17 protein-coding genes and 1 pseudogene are annotated in these 17,341 nt (G+C 72.4%); 10 read left to right on the top strand and 8 right to left on the bottom strand.

Annotated features, from left to right (window positions below; all coding sequences use genetic code 11):
- Window positions 1-160 precede the first annotated feature (160 nt).
- The 3 genes from ABD329_RS41805 to ABD329_RS41815 all read left to right on the top strand — a co-directional run bounded on the left by ABD329_RS41805 (window position 161) and on the right by ABD329_RS41815 (window position 3,249).
- Entirely contained in the window at window positions 161-1,891 is a 1,731-nt protein-coding gene (locus ABD329_RS41805; protein WP_344317777.1) for a S1C family serine protease, read from the top strand.
- A 99-nt stretch (window positions 1,892-1,990) separates the two neighbouring features.
- Window positions 1,991-2,461, top strand: a complete 471-nt coding sequence (locus ABD329_RS41810; protein ID WP_198276679.1) for a sec-independent translocase — start codon at window positions 1,991-1,993, stop codon at window positions 2,459-2,461.
- A 119-nt stretch (window positions 2,462-2,580) separates the two neighbouring features.
- Window positions 2,581-3,249, top strand: a complete 669-nt coding sequence (locus tag ABD329_RS41815) for a hypothetical protein (RefSeq protein WP_198276680.1) — start codon at window positions 2,581-2,583, stop codon at window positions 3,247-3,249.
- A 92-nt stretch (window positions 3,250-3,341) separates the two neighbouring features.
- Here ABD329_RS41815 and ABD329_RS41820 read toward each other — a convergent pair whose 3' ends face one another.
- Genes ABD329_RS41820 through ABD329_RS41830 form a run of 3 tightly spaced genes read right to left on the bottom strand, consistent with a single transcriptional unit; the run spans window position 3,342 to window position 6,341 of the window.
- Window positions 3,342-4,496 carry an Mrp/NBP35 family ATP-binding protein gene (locus ABD329_RS41820; RefSeq protein WP_046086010.1) on the bottom strand — a complete coding sequence of 385 codons (1,155 nt, stop codon included), beginning with the start codon at window positions 4,494-4,496 and terminating at the stop codon, window positions 3,342-3,344.
- Window positions 4,497-4,537: 41 nt separating this feature from the next.
- Window positions 4,538-5,068, bottom strand: coding sequence for a DUF1003 domain-containing protein (locus ABD329_RS41825; protein WP_198276681.1), 531 nt, complete (start codon window positions 5,066-5,068; stop codon window positions 4,538-4,540).
- Window positions 5,058-6,341: a magnesium transporter MgtE N-terminal domain-containing protein gene (locus ABD329_RS41830; protein ID WP_198276682.1), complete on the bottom strand. Its 1,284-nt coding sequence runs from the start codon at window positions 6,339-6,341 to the stop codon at window positions 5,058-5,060. The genes ABD329_RS41825 and ABD329_RS41830 overlap by 11 nt, the downstream gene beginning before the upstream one ends.
- Before the next feature lie 200 nt (window positions 6,342-6,541).
- On the opposite strand from ABD329_RS41830, the gene ABD329_RS41835 reads away from it, so the two are divergent.
- Window positions 6,542-7,297 carry a hypothetical protein gene (locus ABD329_RS41835; RefSeq protein ID WP_198276683.1) on the top strand — a complete coding sequence of 252 codons (756 nt, stop codon included), beginning with the start codon at window positions 6,542-6,544 and terminating at the stop codon, window positions 7,295-7,297.
- 115 nt (window positions 7,298-7,412) lie between these two features.
- Here the strand turns inward: ABD329_RS41835 and ABD329_RS41840 are convergent, their stop codons facing one another.
- Window positions 7,413-7,958, bottom strand: a complete 546-nt coding sequence (locus ABD329_RS41840; protein ID WP_198276684.1) for a hypothetical protein — start codon at window positions 7,956-7,958, stop codon at window positions 7,413-7,415.
- 85 nt (window positions 7,959-8,043) lie between these two features.
- On the opposite strand from ABD329_RS41840, the gene ABD329_RS41845 reads away from it, so the two are divergent.
- Complete coding sequence (locus tag ABD329_RS41845) at window positions 8,044-9,003, top strand: DMT family transporter (protein WP_198276685.1); 960 nt, start codon at window positions 8,044-8,046, stop codon at window positions 9,001-9,003.
- Window positions 9,004-9,111: 108 nt separating this feature from the next.
- Here ABD329_RS41845 and ABD329_RS41850 read toward each other — a convergent pair whose 3' ends face one another.
- Complete coding sequence (locus tag ABD329_RS41850) at window positions 9,112-10,212, bottom strand: magnesium and cobalt transport protein CorA (RefSeq protein WP_020868609.1); 1,101 nt, start codon at window positions 10,210-10,212, stop codon at window positions 9,112-9,114.
- Window positions 10,213-10,661: 449 nt separating this feature from the next.
- On the opposite strand from ABD329_RS41850, the gene ABD329_RS41855 reads away from it, so the two are divergent.
- The 4 genes from ABD329_RS41855 (at window position 10,662) to ABD329_RS41870 (ending at window position 13,776) form a co-directional block, all read left to right on the top strand.
- Entirely contained in the window at window positions 10,662-11,267 is a 606-nt protein-coding gene (locus ABD329_RS41855) for a suppressor of fused domain protein (protein WP_198276686.1), read from the top strand.
- Between the two features lie 192 nt (window positions 11,268-11,459).
- Window positions 11,460-12,101, top strand: coding sequence for a DUF6758 family protein (locus tag ABD329_RS41860; RefSeq protein WP_121824791.1), 642 nt, complete (start codon window positions 11,460-11,462; stop codon window positions 12,099-12,101).
- Window positions 12,102-12,225: 124 nt separating this feature from the next.
- Window positions 12,226-13,080, top strand: coding sequence for a PHP domain-containing protein (locus ABD329_RS41865; protein ID WP_198276687.1), 855 nt, complete (start codon window positions 12,226-12,228; stop codon window positions 13,078-13,080).
- 90 nt (window positions 13,081-13,170) lie between these two features.
- A complete protein-coding gene (locus ABD329_RS41870; RefSeq protein ID WP_198276688.1) occupies window positions 13,171-13,776 on the top strand; it encodes a MarC family protein in 606 nt (201 codons plus the stop codon).
- Window positions 13,777-13,850: 74 nt separating this feature from the next.
- On the opposite strand, the gene ABD329_RS41875 is transcribed toward ABD329_RS41870, so the two are convergent.
- The gene (locus tag ABD329_RS41875; protein WP_020868604.1) at window positions 13,851-14,003 is read right to left on the bottom strand and encodes a hypothetical protein; all 153 of its coding nucleotides are present in this window, start codon (window positions 14,001-14,003) and stop codon (window positions 13,851-13,853) included.
- Window positions 14,004-14,217: 214 nt separating this feature from the next.
- On the opposite strand from ABD329_RS41875, the gene ABD329_RS41880 reads away from it, so the two are divergent.
- Entirely contained in the window at window positions 14,218-15,147 is a 930-nt protein-coding gene (locus ABD329_RS41880) for an NYN domain-containing protein (RefSeq protein ID WP_198276689.1), read from the top strand.
- 48 nt (window positions 15,148-15,195) lie between these two features.
- Here ABD329_RS41880 and ABD329_RS41885 read toward each other — a convergent pair whose 3' ends face one another.
- Window positions 15,196-16,062 (bottom strand): alpha/beta fold hydrolase, encoded by an 867-nt coding sequence (locus ABD329_RS41885; protein WP_198276690.1) that lies wholly within the window; start codon window positions 16,060-16,062, stop codon window positions 15,196-15,198.
- A gap of 124 nt (window positions 16,063-16,186) precedes the next feature.
- Window positions 16,187-17,341 (bottom strand): annotated as a pseudogene (locus ABD329_RS41890) (DEAD/DEAH box helicase); the annotation flags it as partial.

The following is a 17,341-nucleotide window of genomic DNA, read 5'->3' on the forward strand; positions in this document are numbered from 1 at the left end:
CACCCGTGTCTTTGCCGATCATGACAAGGTCTTTTCGTCCGCCCTGCGCGAGCGCCGACGGACCTGATTGAATCGCCTCCGGGCAGCGCGACCCGGAGGCGGCGATGTATGCCCCCTGACGGGTGCGGTCCCTGCCTGTCTGCGGGAACTTGGGGAGATCATGGACGAGCCGAGGGCCCCCGGGCCCAAGCCGAAGCCGAGGTGGTGGAGCCGCCCGGCCGCCGCGCGACCCGGCGACCGGCCGAACGACGCGGCGGAGGGCGCCGAGGAGCGTACCGAGGCGGCCGCCGAGCGAGTGGCGCCGGAGCCGGTGGACGCTCCCGTGGAGGGCCCGGCGCCCGAGGAGCGGGCGCCCCGGCCGTTGCATGAGCCCGACCCGTACAGCACCCCGCCCTACGGCGACCCCGGGCCCTGGGCCCCGGCCCCGCCCGTTCAGCACCCGGTGGCCACCCCCGCGCAGGGCACGCATGTCCCGCCCGGGATGGCCCAGTCACCGCCCCACACGCCCTCCCCGGCGCCCGGGATGACCCCGCCCCACGGCGGCACCACCGTGCCGCCCGCCGCGGGGCCCGTACCGGGCCAGGGCGCGTCCCCGCCCCTGCCGCGGCACCCCGGGATGACCCCGCCGCACGGCACACAGCTGCCTCCGGGCCCCGGAGAGCCCCACCAGAGCCACCAGGGCGGCGCTCCCATGGTCCAGCCCGCCGGAAGCGTCCAGTGGGGCGGCTACGACCCCTGGACCGTGGTTCCGCCGCCCGCCGAGCGCGAGCGTAAGACCGTCTCCCGCCGCGGCGCCTGGATCGCCGTGCTGCTGATCGCCCTGGTCGCGGGGTGCCTCGGCGGCGGCATCGGCGCCTACGCGGAGCGGGACCGCGCCTCCGGCGGCGTCGATGTGAAGCTGCCGCAGGCCCCGGTCGAGAAGGAGGCCAGGTCCCCGGGCAGCGTGGCCGGGATCGCCGCCCGCTCGCTGCCCGGCGTGGTGACCATCCATGTGCGCGGCGGCGCGGAGGAGGGCACCGGCACCGGCTTCGTCCTCGACAAGCAGGGCCACATCCTCACCAACAACCACGTCGTCCAGCCCGCCGGCACGGACGGCGACATATCGGTGACCTTCAACGGCGGCCAGGACGCCAAGGCCGAGGTGATCGGCCGGGACACCGGGTACGACCTCGCGGTGATCAAGGTGGACCGCGTCTCCGGGCTGACCCCGCTGCCGCTGGGCAACTCCGACTCCGTGCGCGTTGGCGACCCCGTCGTGGCCATCGGTGCCCCCTTCGACCTGGCGGGCACGGTCACCTCCGGGATCATCAGCGCCAAGGAGCGCCCCATCACCGCGGGCGGCGAGAAGGAGGACGGCAGCGACGTCAGCTATGTGGACGCGTTGCAGACGGACGCCCCGATCAACCCGGGCAACTCCGGCGGCCCCCTGGTCGACCGCAAGGCGCGGGTCATCGGGATCAACAGCGCGATCCGGGCCGCCGACGACGGCTCGGGTCTCGGCGGCGGCCAGGGCGGCAGCATCGGCCTGGGCTTCGCCATCCCGATCAACCAGGGCAAGCGGGTCGCCGAGGAGCTGATCAACACCGGGAAGGCCACCCATCCGGTCATCGGCGTCACCCTCGACATGGGCTATACGGGCGACGGCGCCCGGGTGAACACCAAGGGCGCCGACGGCGGCGCACCGGTCACCGCGGGCGGCCCCGGCGACAAGGCGGGGATCGAGCCCGGTGACGTGATCACGGAGGTGGACGGCGTCCGGGTGCACAGCGGCCAGGAGCTGATCGTGAAGATCCGCAGCCACCGCCCCGGGGACCGGCTCGGGCTCACCGTCAGGCGCGACGGCAAGGAGCGCGCCGCGGAGCTGACCCTGGGCTCGGCGAGCAGCGGCTGACGCCCGTTGTTGGCCCGGCCGTCTCCCGCGCCGGCCCCACCGCCAGGTACGGTATTGAGTGGCCCAGGCCGGGGCCCAGACGTCTTGAGGAGCTGCAAGGTGTTGGACATAGGACCTCTCGAGCTTGTCGCGCTCGTTGTCCTTGCGGTGCTCGTCTTCGGCCCGGACAAGCTCCCGAAGGTGATTCGGGACGTGACGCAGTTCATCCGGAAGGTCCGGGAGTTCTCCGACAGCGCCAAGGAGGACATCCGCTCCGAGCTGGGGCCGGAGTTCAAGGACTTCGAGTTCGAGGACCTGAATCCCAAGACGTTCGTGCGCAAGCACGTACTGGACTCCGATGAGCTGGGCCTGAAGGAGATCCGTAACGGCTTCGACCTCCGCAAGGAGATGGCGGAGGTCGCCGACGCGGTGCACGGCCGGGAGAGTGATCCGCCGCAGGGCTCTTCAGGGGCTTCCGGCAGCACCCCGCTGTCACTCTCCAAGGACGACTCCAGCACGCCTGACCTGCTGCGCAAGCGCGAGGAGCCGGGGCGTGAGGAGCGTCCGCCCTTCGACTCCGACGCCACTTGATCCCCCCGTATGCCCGGCCTGGTTGACCCGTATGGCTATCCTCCCTTTGTCCGGGGTGAGGGTCGCCCGAGGGGGGCGGGCCGCCCACGACGCAGGGCAAACGAGGAGGCCGCGCGCACATGGAGACCACGGGTCGGCTAGGGGAACGAGGGGTGGCAGCGGCCGCGCAGGGGATGCCCGCCGACGCCCGGCGGAGCGTTGACGGCTATCTGATGGCCGCCTTCCCCTGGTACGGGCTTGACGAGGCGTTCACCGGCCCCCGCTGGCTGATGCAGGTGGGTGCGGCGGCGGACGGCATCGTCGAGTACGGCTCGACCGGCCATGGCGAGGAGCCGTCCCTGCGGGTCGAGACCGATATGGACCAGCAGCGCTTCACGGTGGTCGTCACCGTCGCCAGCCGCCCGGGGCGGGACAGCGCCGACGGAACCGGCAAGCTGGAGGCCACCACGGTCTCCTCGGCCGCCTGGCTGGCCGGCTCCGGTCTGTTGTCGTGCACCTGGCCGACCCGCATGGAGCGGGCGCTGCGCCAGGACTGGCTGGACCAGCAGACCGCGATCGCCTGGGAGCTGGCGGACGATCTGGAGGGCGAGAGCTGGTCGCAGCTGTCGCTCCCGGTGGACGGGGTGCCGACCGACTTCCACTACCGCGAGTCGGAGTACGGCTGGGTGCTGGCCGGTACGGCGAACGAGGACGTGCACATCGGGGCGTACGGGCGCGGGATGAGCGCCTACGGCCTGGGCTTCGCCGTCGTGAAGGACATCGCCCGCTACGACGGGCAGGACGGGTAGGGCCGCACCCGGACGGCTGAGGGCGGGCCGTACCCGGACGACCGAGGGGCGGTTTCCCGGGAAACCGCCCCTCGGTCGCGCTCAGGACTCGTTCAGAACTTGTTGCGCGGGGTGACGCCCAGCGACATGCCCGCGAGGCCGCGCTGACGCCCGCCGATCTTGCCCGCGATCGCCTTGAGCGCGCTGCCCGCCGGGGAGTCGGGGTCGGTCAGCACGACCGGCTTGCCCTCGTCGCCGCCCTCGCGCAGCCGTACGTCGATCGGGATGGCACCCAGCACCGGCACCGTCGTACCGGTGGTCCGGCTGAGCCCGTCGGCGACCACCTGGCCACCGCCGGTGCCGAAGACGTCGACCATCTCGTCGCAGTGCGGGCAGGGCAGCCCGGACATGTTCTCCACCACGCCGACGATCTTCTGGTGGGTCTGGACGGCGATCGCGCCGGCCCGCTCGGCGACCTCGGCCGCGGCCTGCTGCGGAGTGGTCACCACCAGGATCTCGGCGTTGGGCACCAGCTGGGCGACGGAGATCGCGATGTCGCCGGTGCCCGGGGGGAGGTCGAGCAGCAGCACATCGAGGTCGCCCCAGTAGACATCGGCCAGGAACTGCTGGAGCGCGCGGTGCAGCATCGGCCCGCGCCAGACCACCGGGGCGTTCCCCGGGGTGAACATCCCGATCGAGATCACCTTCACACCGTTCGCCGACGGCGGCATGATCATGTTCTCGACCTGGGTGGGCCGTCCGTCGGCGCCCAGCATGCGCGGCACCGAGTGGCCGTAGATGTCGGCGTCCACCACGCCGACCTTGAGCCCGTCCGCCGCCAGCGCGGCGGCCAGGTTGACCGTCACCGAGGACTTGCCGACCCCGCCCTTGCCGGAGGCCACCGCGTACACCCGGGTCAGCGAGCCGGGCTTGGCGAACGGCACCTCGCGCTCGGCCTGGCCGCCGCGCAGCGAGGCGGCCAGCTCACGCCGCTGCTCGTCGCTCATCACCTCGAGGTCGACCGTGACTCCGGTCACACCCTCGACCCCGGCGACCGCCGTCCGCACATTGCTGGTGATCGTGTCCCGCATCGGGCAGCCGGAGACCGTGAGGTAGACCACCACGGCGACCGAGCCATCCGCCGCGATCTCGACGGATTTGACCATGCCGAGTTCGGTGATCGGCTTGTGGATCTCCGGGTCGTTGACCGTCGCGAGCGCGGCGCGTACCGCGTCTTCGCTCGGTGCTGGGAGGGTGTCGGTAGCCATACGGAGATGGTACGGCGCCGCGGGTGGGGCGCGGACGGCCGTCAGCGGTCGCGTTCCTCACTCGGCCGGGGTTCGCCGTGGCCGCCCGGCCGCGGGGCGCTCCGGCCGCCGTCCGGCCCCTGGCGCAGGTCCGCCAGCTGGTCGCGGAGCCAGTCGCGGGTGGCCACCTCGCCCAGCCCCGTCCGCAGCGCCGCGATCTCGCGGGTGAGGAACTCGGTGTCGGCGATGGACCGTTCGTTCTGCTTGCGGTCCCGCTCGAGATTGACCCGGTCCCGGTCGGCCTGCCGGTACTGGGCCAGCAGGATCAGCGGGGCGGAGTACGACGCCTGGAGCGAGAGCATCAGCGTCAGGAAGATGAACGGGAACGGGTCGAACCGCAGCCGCGGCGGGGCCAGGATGTTCCAGGTCAGCCATAAGGCGACGAAGGCGGTCATCCATGCGATGAACCGCCCGGTGCCCAGGAACCGCGCGATCCGCTCCGAGGCCCTGCCGAACGCCTCGGGGTCCCAGCGCGGCAGCGGGCTGCGGCGCCGCGCCTTGGGCCGGTCCAGACGGCCGCCGTCACCGTCCATCGGCGGCCTCCGGCAGGGCCATCCCGGCGTACAGCTCGCGCTCCCGCCAGTCGGGCGGCAGCAGATGGTCCAGCACGTCGTCGACCGTCACGGCCCCGAGCAGGGAGCCGGTCTCGTCCACGACGGGCGCCGCGAGCAGGTTGTACGTGGCCAGATGGCCCGCGACGACGGGCAGCGGGGTGTCCGGCGGCAGCGTCGGCAGATCGGAGTCGACGGCCGCGCCGACGAGGGTGAACGGCGGGTCGCGCAGCAGCCGTTGGAAGTGGATGATGCCCAGATAGCGCCCGGTGGGCGTCTGGTCGGGCGGGCGGCAGACATAGACCTGGGCGGCGAGCGCGGGGGTCAGGTCCTGGTCGCGCACCCGGGCCAGCGCGTCCGCGACGGTGGCGTCCGGGCGCAGCACGATCGGCTCGGTCGTCATCAGACCGCCCGCCGACCCCTCCTCGTACGACATCAGCCGCCGCATGTCGGCGGCGTCCCGGGGGCGCATCAGGTCCAGCAGCCGCTCCTTGTCGGGCTCGGGGAGCTCGGAGAGCAGATCGGCCGCGTCATCGGGGTCCATGGCCTCCAGGACGTCGGCCGCGCGCTCCTCCTTGAGCTTGCCGAGGATCTCCACCTGGTCGTCGTCGGGCAGCTCCTCCAGGACGTCCGCGAGCCGCTCGTCGTCCAGGGCCGCCGCCACCTCGCCCCGGCGCTTGGCCGACAGATGGTGCAGCACATTGGCCAGGTCGGCGGGGCGCAGCTGCTCGAAGGTGGCCAGCAGGTTCTCCGCGCCCTGCCCCTGTTCCTCCAGCGAGAAGCCGGTGACCGCCGACCAGTCCACGGTCAGCGCCTCGCCGCGGCGGCGCAGCGCGCGGGTCCTGCCGCGGCGGACGAAGACCTTGTCGATCTCCCAGTCCCGGCGCGAGGGCAGCTGGCTCATCGCCACGTCCAGGACCGTCACCGGGTCACCGGTCTCGACCATCCGCACCGTGCGGTCGAGCAGTTCGCCGAGGACCAGGGTCTCGGTGGGGCGCTGTTCGAAGCGGCGCATGTTGAGCACGCCGGTGGTGATGACCTGGCCGGACTCCACACCGGTCACCCGGGTCATGGGCAGGAAGATCCTGCGGCGGCCGATCACCTCGACCACCAGGCCGAGCACCCGAGGCGGGCGGCCGGCCAGCCGCAGCATCGCCACGACATCGCGCACCCGCCCCACCTGGTCGCCGTTCGGGTCGAAGACGGCGACGCCCGCGAGATGCGAGACGAAGACCCGGGGGGCGCCTGTCGGCATGCCCTGCCTCCCCTCGTATCTGGGGCTTCCTCGTCAGATTTCGTGGTCATTCAAGGCAATGATCCGCTCTTCACCGGGTTCAGGCTAACGTGCCCGCACCTGCCCTGCCGCCGGGCGGGAGTGCCGCGGCACCCTGCGGACACGGCGGGACGGCACCGGTACGCTGCCCTACTGCACCGGCATCAGGAGGCAGAGCGGACGTGCGCACCCGGAACAGGGCTGTCGTTGCGGCGATGTGCGCGGGGTTGGCCGCCACGCTCGCCGCGTGTGGCGGCGGCGGGGAGAAGGACCCCGACGCGGGGACGAACGGTGTGGGAAAGCTCCCCGCCACGAAGATCGAGAGCAAGGCCCGGCTGGCGGCCGGCAGCGCGAAATCGGTGCGGCTCTCCGGCAACCTCGTCACCAGTGGAGCCACCTACAAGCTGGACATGCGGCTCAACGCCGACGGCGGCACGGGCCAGGTCTCCACCAAGGGCTCCAGCTTCGAGCTGCTGCGCGTCGGCAAGGAGCTCTACCTCAAGGCCGACGCGGGCTTCTGGTCGCACGACGGGAAGAGCGGCGGGGGCGAGAGCGGCGGGGGCGTGGGCAACGCGGCCGGCAAGCTGGACAACAAGTATGTGAAGGTCCCCTCCGGCGACCCCTCCTACCAGCGGCTCAGCGGTTTCACCGATATGAAGCTGCTGCTCGACGGGTTGCTCGGACTGCACGGCAAGATCGCCACGGGCGACCACGGACAGGTGGACGGCGTGCGGACCATCACCATCAGCGCCGGTAAGGCGGGTGAGGGCGGCTCGCTCGACGTCTCCCTGGAGGGAAGGCCGTATCCGCTGCGGCTGCGGCGGGCGGGCGGCGCGGGGGTGATCCGGCTCGCGGACTGGAACCAGGGCTTCAAGCTCACCGCCCCGGAGAAGGGCCATGTGCTCGACTACGGACAGCAGATCCCGGAGACGCCATAGGCGCGGGTGCGTCTGCGGGGCTCCGAGGACGCGTCCTTTCGGTTGTCGGCTGGCCAGGGCCGCGTCCTTACGGTTGTCGGCTGGCCAGGGCCGCGTCCTTACGGGCGCCGGCTCGCTAGGACGCGTCCTTACGGGCGTCACGGGCCCGCTTCTTGCGGCGGGCCAGCAGCTTGGGGAGCGCGGCCGGGATCGGGCGGCGGGTGATCGCCGGGGACGACAGCGGGGCCGCCGCCAGGGAGCCGGTGGGGTGCTCGGCGAGCGCCCCGGGCGTGGGCTCCAGCCGCAGCACCCGGCACTCGCGGGCCCAGCGCTCCGCGATGTGGTCGGCGTCCGCCGCGTTCAGCCGCTTGCCCTTGAGCTCGTCGACCGCCGCGGTCCACGCCTCGCCGCCAGGGGCCAGCTCGGCCACCCGCGCGGACCAGCTCACCAGGCGCCCGCCCTTGTCCTTGCTGCGCACGGTCACGGTGGCGCTGCCGCCGTCGGTCAGCCCGAGGTCCCTGAGGGGCTGTTCGTCGGGCCCGTCCCCGACCAGGCAGACCGCGCCCTCGTGCCAGATGTGCCACAGGGCGCGCGGGGCACCCTCGGTGCCCTGGACCCAGATGAGGGCGGACTTCTTGGCCGCCTCCTCGACAAGGGCACGGTCCATCGGCGTCTGCGTCATGCCGACAGCCTAGGCCCTGTCCGGCCCCGTCCCAGCCCGTGAACTGTCAGTTCCGTCGCGGGGCCACGCGCCTTACCCTGGCGCCGTGCCCACCGCCCGTGCCGCCCGCGCCTCAGCCTCCACCGCCACACCCACCGCGTCCGGTGACGGTGGCCGCTTCCACAGCGGTCCCGTGGACATCGCGCTCCTTACGGTCGCCATCGCCGGGGTCTCGCTCTCCGCGCCGCTGGCCGCCGCGACGGTGGCGCCCGCGCTCGCCATCGCCTTCTGGCGCAACGCCATGGCGGTGGGCGCGCTCACCCCGCTCGCCCTGTGGCGCCACCGGAGCGAGCTGCGCGGGATGGGCCGCCGGACGGCGCTGCTGTCGGTCGGGGCGGGGGCGCTGCTCGCGGTGCACTTCGGCGCCTGGCTGCCGAGCCTGCACATGACCTCCGTGGCCTCCTCGACCGCGCTGGTGACCACCACCCCCATCTGGACGGCGCTGCTGCTGCGGCTGCGCGGCCACCGCCCGCCCACGCTCGCCTGGCTGGGCATGGGGCTGGCGATCCTCGGTGTGGTGATCCTCACCGGGGTCGATCTGTCCGCCTCTCCGCGCGCCCTGCTGGGCGACGGGCTCGCGCTGCTGGGCGGGATCGCGGCGGCCGGGTACGTGCTGCTCGGCGCGGAGGTGCGCCGTTCGGTGAGCACCACCGCGTACGCCTATGTCTGCTACACCACCACCAGCGTGCTCCTGCTGCTGACCTGCCTGGTGGCGGGCGCGGAGCTCGGCGGCTACAGCGGCACCACCTGGCTGCGGCTGGCCGCGCTGACGGTCACCGCGCAGCTGCTGGGGCACACCCTCATCAACCGGGTGGTCAAGGGCCTGGGCCCGTCCGTCACCTCGACCGCGATCCTGCTGGAGACGCCGGGTGCGGCCCTGATCGCGGCCCTGTGGCTCGGCCAGATGCCGCCCGTGGCCGCCTACCCGGCGCTCGCGGTGATCCTCGGCGGGCTCGCGCTGGTCATCATGGCTGACGGTAGAGGCGCGTCAAACGAACCCGGCTGATGTCGGACGATCCCGTCTGATGTCGGACGAACCCGGCTGATGTCGGACGACCCCGCCCGAGTTCGGACGCCCCCCGAGTGAGAGCCAGGGCCCGACCGCCGTCCGGCCCTACAGCCAGCCGTTGCGCTTGAAACCGCGGTGGATCGCGAAGCAGATGCCCACCGTGACCACGAGCACGGTCGGGTAGCCGAACTTCCAGCGCAGCTCGGGCATGTAGTCGAAGTTCATGCCGTAGATCCCCGCGATCATCGTCGGCACGGCGAAGATCGCCGCCCAGGACGTGATCTTCCGCATGTCCTCGTTCTGGGCGACCGTGGCCTGCGCCAGATTGGCCTGGAGGATCGAGTTCAGCAGGTCGTCGAAGGCCAGCACCTGCTCGTTGACCCGCGCCAGATGGTCCGCGACATCCCGGAAGTACTTCTGGATGTCCGGGTCCACCAGCCGCATCGGACGCTCGCTCAGCAGCTGCATCGGCCGCAGCAGCGGCGAGACGGCCCGCTTGAACTCCAGGACCTCGCGCTTGAGCTGGTAGATCCGGCCCGCGTCGCCGCCCCGCCGGGAGGTCGCGGCCGAGAAGACGTCGATCTCGACCTCGTCGATGTCGTCCTGGACCGCGTCGGCGACCGCCAGATAGCCGTCGACCACCTGGTCGGCGATGGCGTGCAGCACCGCCGAGGGGCCCTTGGCGAGCAGCTCCGGGTCCTGCTGGAGCCGGTGGCGCAGGGCGCGCAGCGAGCCCTGGCCGCCGTGCCGGACGGTCACGATGAAGTTCCGGCCGGTGAAGCACATCACCTCGCCGGTCTCCACGACCTCGCTGGTCGAGGTGAGTTCGGCGTGCTCCACGTAGTGGATGGTCTTGAAGACGGTGAAAAGGGTGTCGTCGTACCGCTCCAGCTTGGGCCGCTGGTGCGCCTGCACCGCGTCCTCGACCGCCAGCGGGTGCAGCCCGAACTCCTGGGCGATCCCCGCGAACTCGCGCTCGGTCGGCTCGTGCAGCCCGATCCAGGCGAACCCGCCCTCCTCGCGGACCCGCTCCATGGCTTTCGCGGGGCTCACGTGTTCGCTGACCCGCTTGCCGTCGCGGTAGACCCCGCAGTCGACCACGGCGCTGGTGACCGACGGGTCACGCGTCGCGTCGTAGTCGCTGGCGGTACGGGAACGGCGCAGGGCGGGCCGAACGGCTGCGCGCAGGTCACGGATCATCGACATGACGGGCTCCTTCACAGGCCGGCCGTCAGCGGCGGGCGCGCGGCGCAGCGCGGCGCCCGGAAGGTGGACGTACGACATCCCGTGCCCGTACGTCCGCAAAGCGGGTGGCGCTCCGTGCGATGGCGCTGACGGAAGGTTCTTCGGAACTGAACAAAGCGGTACGAAGGCGCTCTACCGTCAGATGCCCTGCATGCGAGTGGGCTTCGCGTGTTTCACCGCGCGGCGGTGGGGTACGGAAGGCTCAGATCATGAAGCCGCATACCAAGGGGAAACGACGGGAGAACTGTCGGTACTGCACGGTCGACTAGGATCCACCGCAGCCCCACCTCCTCCGGCCGGTCCCCCGTGAGGGACGATCTGTAACTCCCTGGGCAGTGATTAAGGCTATCAGTCGGCAGAAGCGTTACGTCGCCGCTTTGCCTGTTCGATACGCGATCTATGCTCACCGCATGTCAGACGTTCTTCAGCTGGTCGAGGCCCGGTTGATCACCGCGCTGGGCGAGCCGGACGCCCGCGCCGCCGTCACTTTCGTCGGTACGGACCGCATCGAGGTGCTGCGGTTCCGCGATGAGAGCGATGTGATCCGCTACGCCACCCTCGGTATGTCGGACCATCCGATGACCAGCCCGACCGCCGCCGTCGCCGACCCGCTGCGCGGGCCGCGCGCCGAGCTCGTGCTGACCGTAAGGAGGGGCGGTTCCGGCCCCGACCTCTCCGTACTCGACGAGGTGCTCCGCCCGCTCGCCGTGCTGGCCGCCTCGCCCCAGGTCGAGGGGGTCGTGGTGACCCCCGGCGCGTCGCTGGACCTCGGCGGGCCGCTGTGGCCCGGGGCGCCCTTCAGCTCCGTCCTGGTCGCCGAACCGGGCGGCCTGGTCGAGGACTTGGCGCTGCTGGAGCCCATGGAGCCGGTGCGCTTCCTGCCGATGCTGCCGATGACCACGAACGAGGCGGCGTGGAAGCGGGTGCACGGCGCCGGCGCCCTCCAGGACCGCTGGCTGCGGCACGGCACGGATCTGCGGGACCCGGTGCGGCCGGGGGTGCCGTTGTCGGGCTGAGATCCGTACGGGTGGTCGGGCTGGGATCCGTACGGATGTCGGGCTGAGATCCGTGCGGAAGCCCGGCGGTGCCCCGGGTGCGGGTCCGTGCGGGGACCGTGGCGAGGTCGTACGGGAACTGGTGCGGGAAGTGGCCTCCGGACGGGTGATCGTCCTTGACGCGACGACGGCCGGGGAGGACCGTGGGGCCCTATGAGGGGCGAACCCAGTTGCCCGAAGTGCGGTGGCCGGGTGCGAGCGCCCGGTCTCTTCGCCGACTCCTGGCAGTGCGGCGTGCACGGCACGGTGCACCCCCTCCAGCCGGTCGTCCCGCCGAGCGTCGAAGCACTCGTGGTCGTCACCAACCGTGCCCGGGTGCCCGTATGGATGCCGTGGCCGCTGCCCGTGGGCTGGCTGTTCACCGGTGTGGCCTGCGCCGGGGACGACCGCAGCGGCGGCCGCGCCACCGCCGTGGCCTGCTCGGGACCCGGACCGCTGGGCGGCCCGGGTGAGCTGCTGCTGATCGCCGAGGAGCTGGGCGTCGGCCTCGGCGCGCGTTTCGCGGGCCTCCCGGGGCCCGATCCGGGGCCGGGAATGCGGGTGGACAAGCCGCCGCACGTCAAGGTGCTGGCCGCCGGGCGGCCCACCCCCCTGTGGCATGTCGAGGGCACCCCGGACGACCGTGCGGTCTTCGCGGGCGAGGCGTGCGGGCTGTGGCTGTGGGCGGTCGTCTGGCCCGAGCAGACCGGGCTGCTGATGTACGACGAGATGGTGCTCACCGATCTGCGGGACGCGGGGGCCGAGGTCGACCTGGTGCCCTGCGGGGCGCTCTCCCCGAGGCTGCTCTCGCCCTGAGTTCCGTCCGCTCCGGGTGGGTACGTCATGCACAGGTCAGGGCCCGCCGACCCGGGCGGCTGCCGGCGTGGTTATGCTGGGGCGTCCCCTCGGTCCATCCCGAACGCAGCTTGGAGCCCGTGCCGTGCGCATCGATCTGCACACCCACTCCACGGCGTCGGACGGTACGGACACCCCCGCCGAGCTGGTACGGAACGCCGCCGCCCAGGGTCTGGACGTCGTCGCGCTCACCGACCACGACACCGTCGGCGGCTATGAGGAGGCGACCAAGGCGCTGCCCTCGGGGCTGACGCTGATCACCGGTGCCGAGCTGTCCTGCCGTCTGAACGGGATCAGCCTGCACATGCTGGCGTACCTCTTCGACCCGGCCGAGCCTGAGCTGGCGCGCGAGCGCGAGCTGGTGCGCGACGACCGGGTGCCCCGGGCCCGGGCGATGGTCGCGAAGCTGCGCGAGCTGGATGTGCCGATCACCTGGGAGCGGGTGGCGGAGATCGCCGGGGACGGTGCCGTCGGACGGCCGCACATCGCCACCGCGCTGGTCGAGCTGGGCGTCGTGGAGAGCGTCTCGGACGCCTTCACCCAGGACTGGCTGGCCGACGGCGGCCGGGCGCATGTGGAGAAGCACGAGCTGGACCCCTTCGAGGCGATCCGGCTGATCAAGGGCGCCGGCGGGGTCGCGGTCTTCGCGCATCCGCTGGCCGTCAAGCGCGGCCAGTGCGTCCCGGAGAGCGCGATCGGCGAGCTGGCGGCGGCGGGCCTCGACGGTATCGAGGTCGACCATATGGACCACGCCGAGGACACCCGTGCCCGGCTGCGCGGTCTCGCCGCCGAGCTCGGCGTGCTCACCACCGGCTCCAGCGACTATCACGGCAGCCGTAAGACCTGTCGGCTCGGCGAGTACACGACCGACCCCGAGGTCTACGGGGAGATCGTGCGCCGGGCGACCGGGGCCTTCCCGGTGCCGGGCACGGGCGGCTGAGCCCTCGCCCTTCCCGCTGCTCCGTCTTCCCGCCGATTCCCTTACCGCCTCAGCACCGCACCGCTGCTCGTCCCCGCAAGGCCATTCACCGTGTTCGACGTCGCCGTTTTCGGCTCCCTCTTCCTCACCCTGTTCGTGATCATGGACCCGCCGGGCATCACGCCCATCTTCCTGGCGCTGACCTCGGGCCGCCCCGCCAAGATCCAGCGCCGGATGGCGGGCCAGGCGGCGGCCGTCGCCTTCGGCGTCATCGCCGTCTTCGGCATCGGGGGTCAGCAGATCCTCGACTATCTGCATGTCTCGGTCCCCGCGCTGATGATCGCGGGCGGGCTGCTGCTCCTGCTGATCGCGCTCGATCTGCTCACCGGCAAGAACGACGAGCCGACCCAGACCAAGGACGTCAATGTCGCGCTCGTCCCGCTCGGCATGCCGCTGCTGGCCGGGCCGGGCGCGATCGTCTCGGTGATCCTCGCCGTCCAGCACGCGCGCGGGATCGGCGACCAGGTGGCGGTGTGGACCGCGATCGCCGCCATGCATGTCGTGCTGTGGGTCACCATGCGCTACTCGCTGCTGATCATCCGCGTGATCAAGGAAGGCGGAGTGGTGCTGGTCACCCGGCTGTCCGGCATGATGCTCTCCGCCATCGCGGTCCAGCAGATCATCAACGGCGTCATCCAGGTGGCCCACACCGCCTGATACGCGCGAGCGCCCCCGTACCGTCTGTACGGGGGCGCTCGACGCTCTGTGCTACTGGGAGTGGCCTTACGGCACTACCGGGCGGCGGTGTCGGCTGGACGGATGTAGATGCGCTGGCCGATTGCGGCGGCCTGCTGCACGATCCGATTGACGGAGGCGGCGTCCACGACGGTGCTCTCGATGGCGCTGCCATCGATGTCGTCCAGGCGCATGATCTCGAAGCGCAAGGCTTCTCCCTTCGTCTGATCCTCCTGAAGGAGAACTGATGTGTACGGAGTCGCGCGGCGTCGCTGCCGCGCCCTCCTGTACGTGTTCAACCAGAGGGTCCCCCAAAAACATTCCCTACGCTAATAAAATTTTTTCGCAGCCTAAGTATCCGCTGGTAGCCGGGGCGGGGTCCGGTTGTGCCCCTCACGGAGCCGCCCGGAGAATGAACCGCGTATGAGTGAGACCATGCCTCCGGGCCAACAAGACCTCGCATCGATCGTCGCGGGCATCGAGCGCACGAACGAGCTGCTACAGCGCGTACTCGCCGAGGTCGCGACCACCCCCTCGACCCACGCGATCTTCGTGGACGCGGGGTATGTCTATGCCGCCGCCGGGCGGCTGGTCGCCGGTACGGAGGACCGCCGGGCGTTCGAGCTGGACGCCGAGGGGCTCATCGAGGCGTTCATCGACAAGGCGCGCACGATCTTCCCGGACAGCAGGCTGCTGCGCGTCTACTGGTTCGACGGCGCCCGGCGCCGGATCCACACCCCGGAGCAGCAGGGCATCGCCGAGCTGCCCGACGTCAAGGTCCGGCTCGGCAACCTCAACGCCAACAACCAGCAGAAGGGCGTCGACTCGCTCATCCGCTCCGACCTGGAGTCCCTCGCCCGCCACCGCGCCATCGGCGACGCCGTGCTGATCGGCGGCGACGAGGACCTGGTCTCCGCCGTCGAAGCGGCCCAGGGCTACGGCGCACGCGTCCACCTCTGGGGCATCGAGGCCCTCGACGGGCGCAACCAGGCCGAACCGCTGCTGTGGGAGGTCGACAGTCAGCGCACCTTCGACCTCGACTTCTGCAAGCCGTATGTCACCCGGCGGGCCACCGGCTACGAGCCGAACGGCGACGCGCCCCTCTGCGGGCCCGCCCCGACCCGGGACGAGGTGCGCTTCGTCGGGGCGCGGATCGCCGCCCAGTGGCTGTCCTCACGCGGCCGTGAGACCCTCTCCGAGCTGCTGCCCGGCCATCCGTATCTGCCCGGCTCCGTGGACCAGGAGCTGCTGATCGACGCGGAGGGGCTGCTGCGGCTCTCGCTGCGCGCCCACGCCGATCTGCGGCGCGCGCTGCGGGACGGCTTCTGGGAGCATCTGCAAGCGCAGTACTGAGCCCGCGGCCCATATGGCTCTAGGGCTCAGATGGGTGGGCCTTCGGGCTCAGCCGATGTCGCGCCAGAAGGAGATCAGGGCGTCGGCGGTGGGATGGGCCCGCTCGGCGTTGGGGGAGTGCCCGGCGCCCTCGATCACGGTCCGGCGGGCGGCCAGCCGTCCGGCCATCTCGTCCATCAGCGGCACCGGCCAGGCGTAGTCCGCCTCGCCGGACAGCACATGGACGCGCAGCCGCAGCGCCGCCAGCTCATCGACCCGGTCCGGCTCCTCGGACAACTGCCGCCCGGTGACGATCAGCTGCTCCGGTACGGTCCCGAGCCAGCGCTGGTGCAGGAACTCCGCCACCCCGGGCGGTGTCGACTCATCGGCCGCCTCGGGCGGATCCAGCTCGCGCATCGCCTGCCATACGGACTCCATGTCCATCACGGTCAGCGCGTCGATCAGCAGCTTGATCCGGGCGCGCTGCGGGGCGGAGATGGCCGCCGGGCCGGAACTCATGATCGTCAGCGAGGCGAAGGCTCCCGGGTCACGCAGTGCGGCGGTCCGCGCGATCAGCCCGCCGAGCGAATGCCCGAGCACATGGACGGGGTCCTCGGTCGCCGCGCTCAGGGCGGTGACCTGCGCGAGCAGGTCCTGCGCCAGCTCGTCCTGGGCGTACGCGGCCTCCTTACGGGGGCCAGGGCTCTCGTGCTGCCCCCGGCCGTCGACGGCGACGGCCCGGAAACCGGCCGCGGCGAGCGGCTCCAGCAGCGCGATGAAGTCCTCCTTGCTCCCGGTGAACCCCGGGACCAGCAGGACGGTCCCGCGCGCCGCCGAAGCGGGCCGCGCGTCATGGACGGCGAACTCGCCGCGCGCGGTCCGAAGGCGGTACGCACGGGCGCTCGCGGGCAGTGTGAGAAAGGGCGGCCTGCTCATGGGACGAGGCTATACAGCCCGCGGGAAACGGCACATGAACGCCCAGGGGCCCGTACCGCGGTGTCGCGGAACGGGCCCCTGAGCGTGTTGCCGTGGCGTGGCGCCATGGTGCCGTTGTGCCGGGTCAGCCCTCGACCGTGGCCTCGGCGGACTCGGCCGCCGGGGCGCGGGTGCGGCGCCGGGGCTTGGCGGACGCGGCCTCGGCCTCGTCCGCCGCCGGTGCCGCCGTGGCGGCCTTGGCACGCGTGCGGCGCCGCGGCTTCGCGGCCTCGGCGCCGTCAGCGGCCTCGGCGGTGCCTTCGGCGGACGCGACAGCGGCTTCCGCGGCCTTCGTCGCCTTGGCGCGGGTGCGCCGCGGCTTGGCGGGAACCTCGGCGGCCTCCGCCTCCGGCCGCGCGTCCACGGCGTCGGCCTTGGCGGCGGCGCGGGTGCGGCGCCGGGGCTTGGCCTCCTCCGTCGTCCCTTCGGCCGTCTCGACGGCGGTCTCGGCCGTCTCGGTGGCCTTACGGGTCCGACGGCGGGGCTTGGCCGGGGCGTCGGCGGTCTCGGCGGCGTTCACCGCGTCCGTCGCACCTTCGGCCGTCTCGACGGCGGCCTGGGCCGTCTCGGTGGCCTTACGGGTGCGACGGCGGGGCTTGGCCTCCTCCGCCGTGCCCTCGGCCGTCTCCACGGCGGCCTCCGCCGCTTCGGCTGCCTTACGGGTGCGGCGCGGCCTGGCGGGGGCCTCGGCGGCCTCAGTGGCGGCCATCGGTACCGTCGTGCCCCCGGCCGCTTCCGCGGCGGTCTGGGCGGCCTCGGTGGCCTTACGGGTGCGACGCCGGAGCTTGGTCGCCTCGGTGGTGCCTTCGGCCGCTTCCGCGGCGGTCTGGGCGGCAGCCACCGGCGCCGTCGCGCCCTCGGCCGCTGCCACGGCGGTCTCGGCGACCTCGGCGGCCTTGGCACGCGTGCGGCGCCGCGGCTTCGCGGCCTCGGCGGCCTCAGTGGTGCCCTCGGCCGTCTCGACGGCCTCCGCGGCCTTGGCGCGGGTCCGGCGGCGCGACGTGGTGGGGGCCTCCACGGTCTCGGGGGCCTCCGCCGTCGCCACAGCCGTCACCGCGGCTTCCGCCGCCTCGGCGGCGTGTGCGGCGTGCGCGGCGTCCGTGGACTCAGTCACGCCACTCTCGGCCGCCTCGGCGGCCCTCGCGCCCCGCGTGCGGCGGCGGCGCGGCTTGGCGGCGGCCTCGGCGGGCTCCGCCTCCGGCTGGGCCGCTTCCGGCTGAGCCGCCTCCGCCGTGTCGAC

The organism is Streptomyces javensis (assembly GCF_039525925.1).
In the GTDB taxonomy this organism is placed as follows: domain Bacteria; phylum Actinomycetota; class Actinomycetes; order Streptomycetales; family Streptomycetaceae; genus Streptomyces; species Streptomyces asiaticus.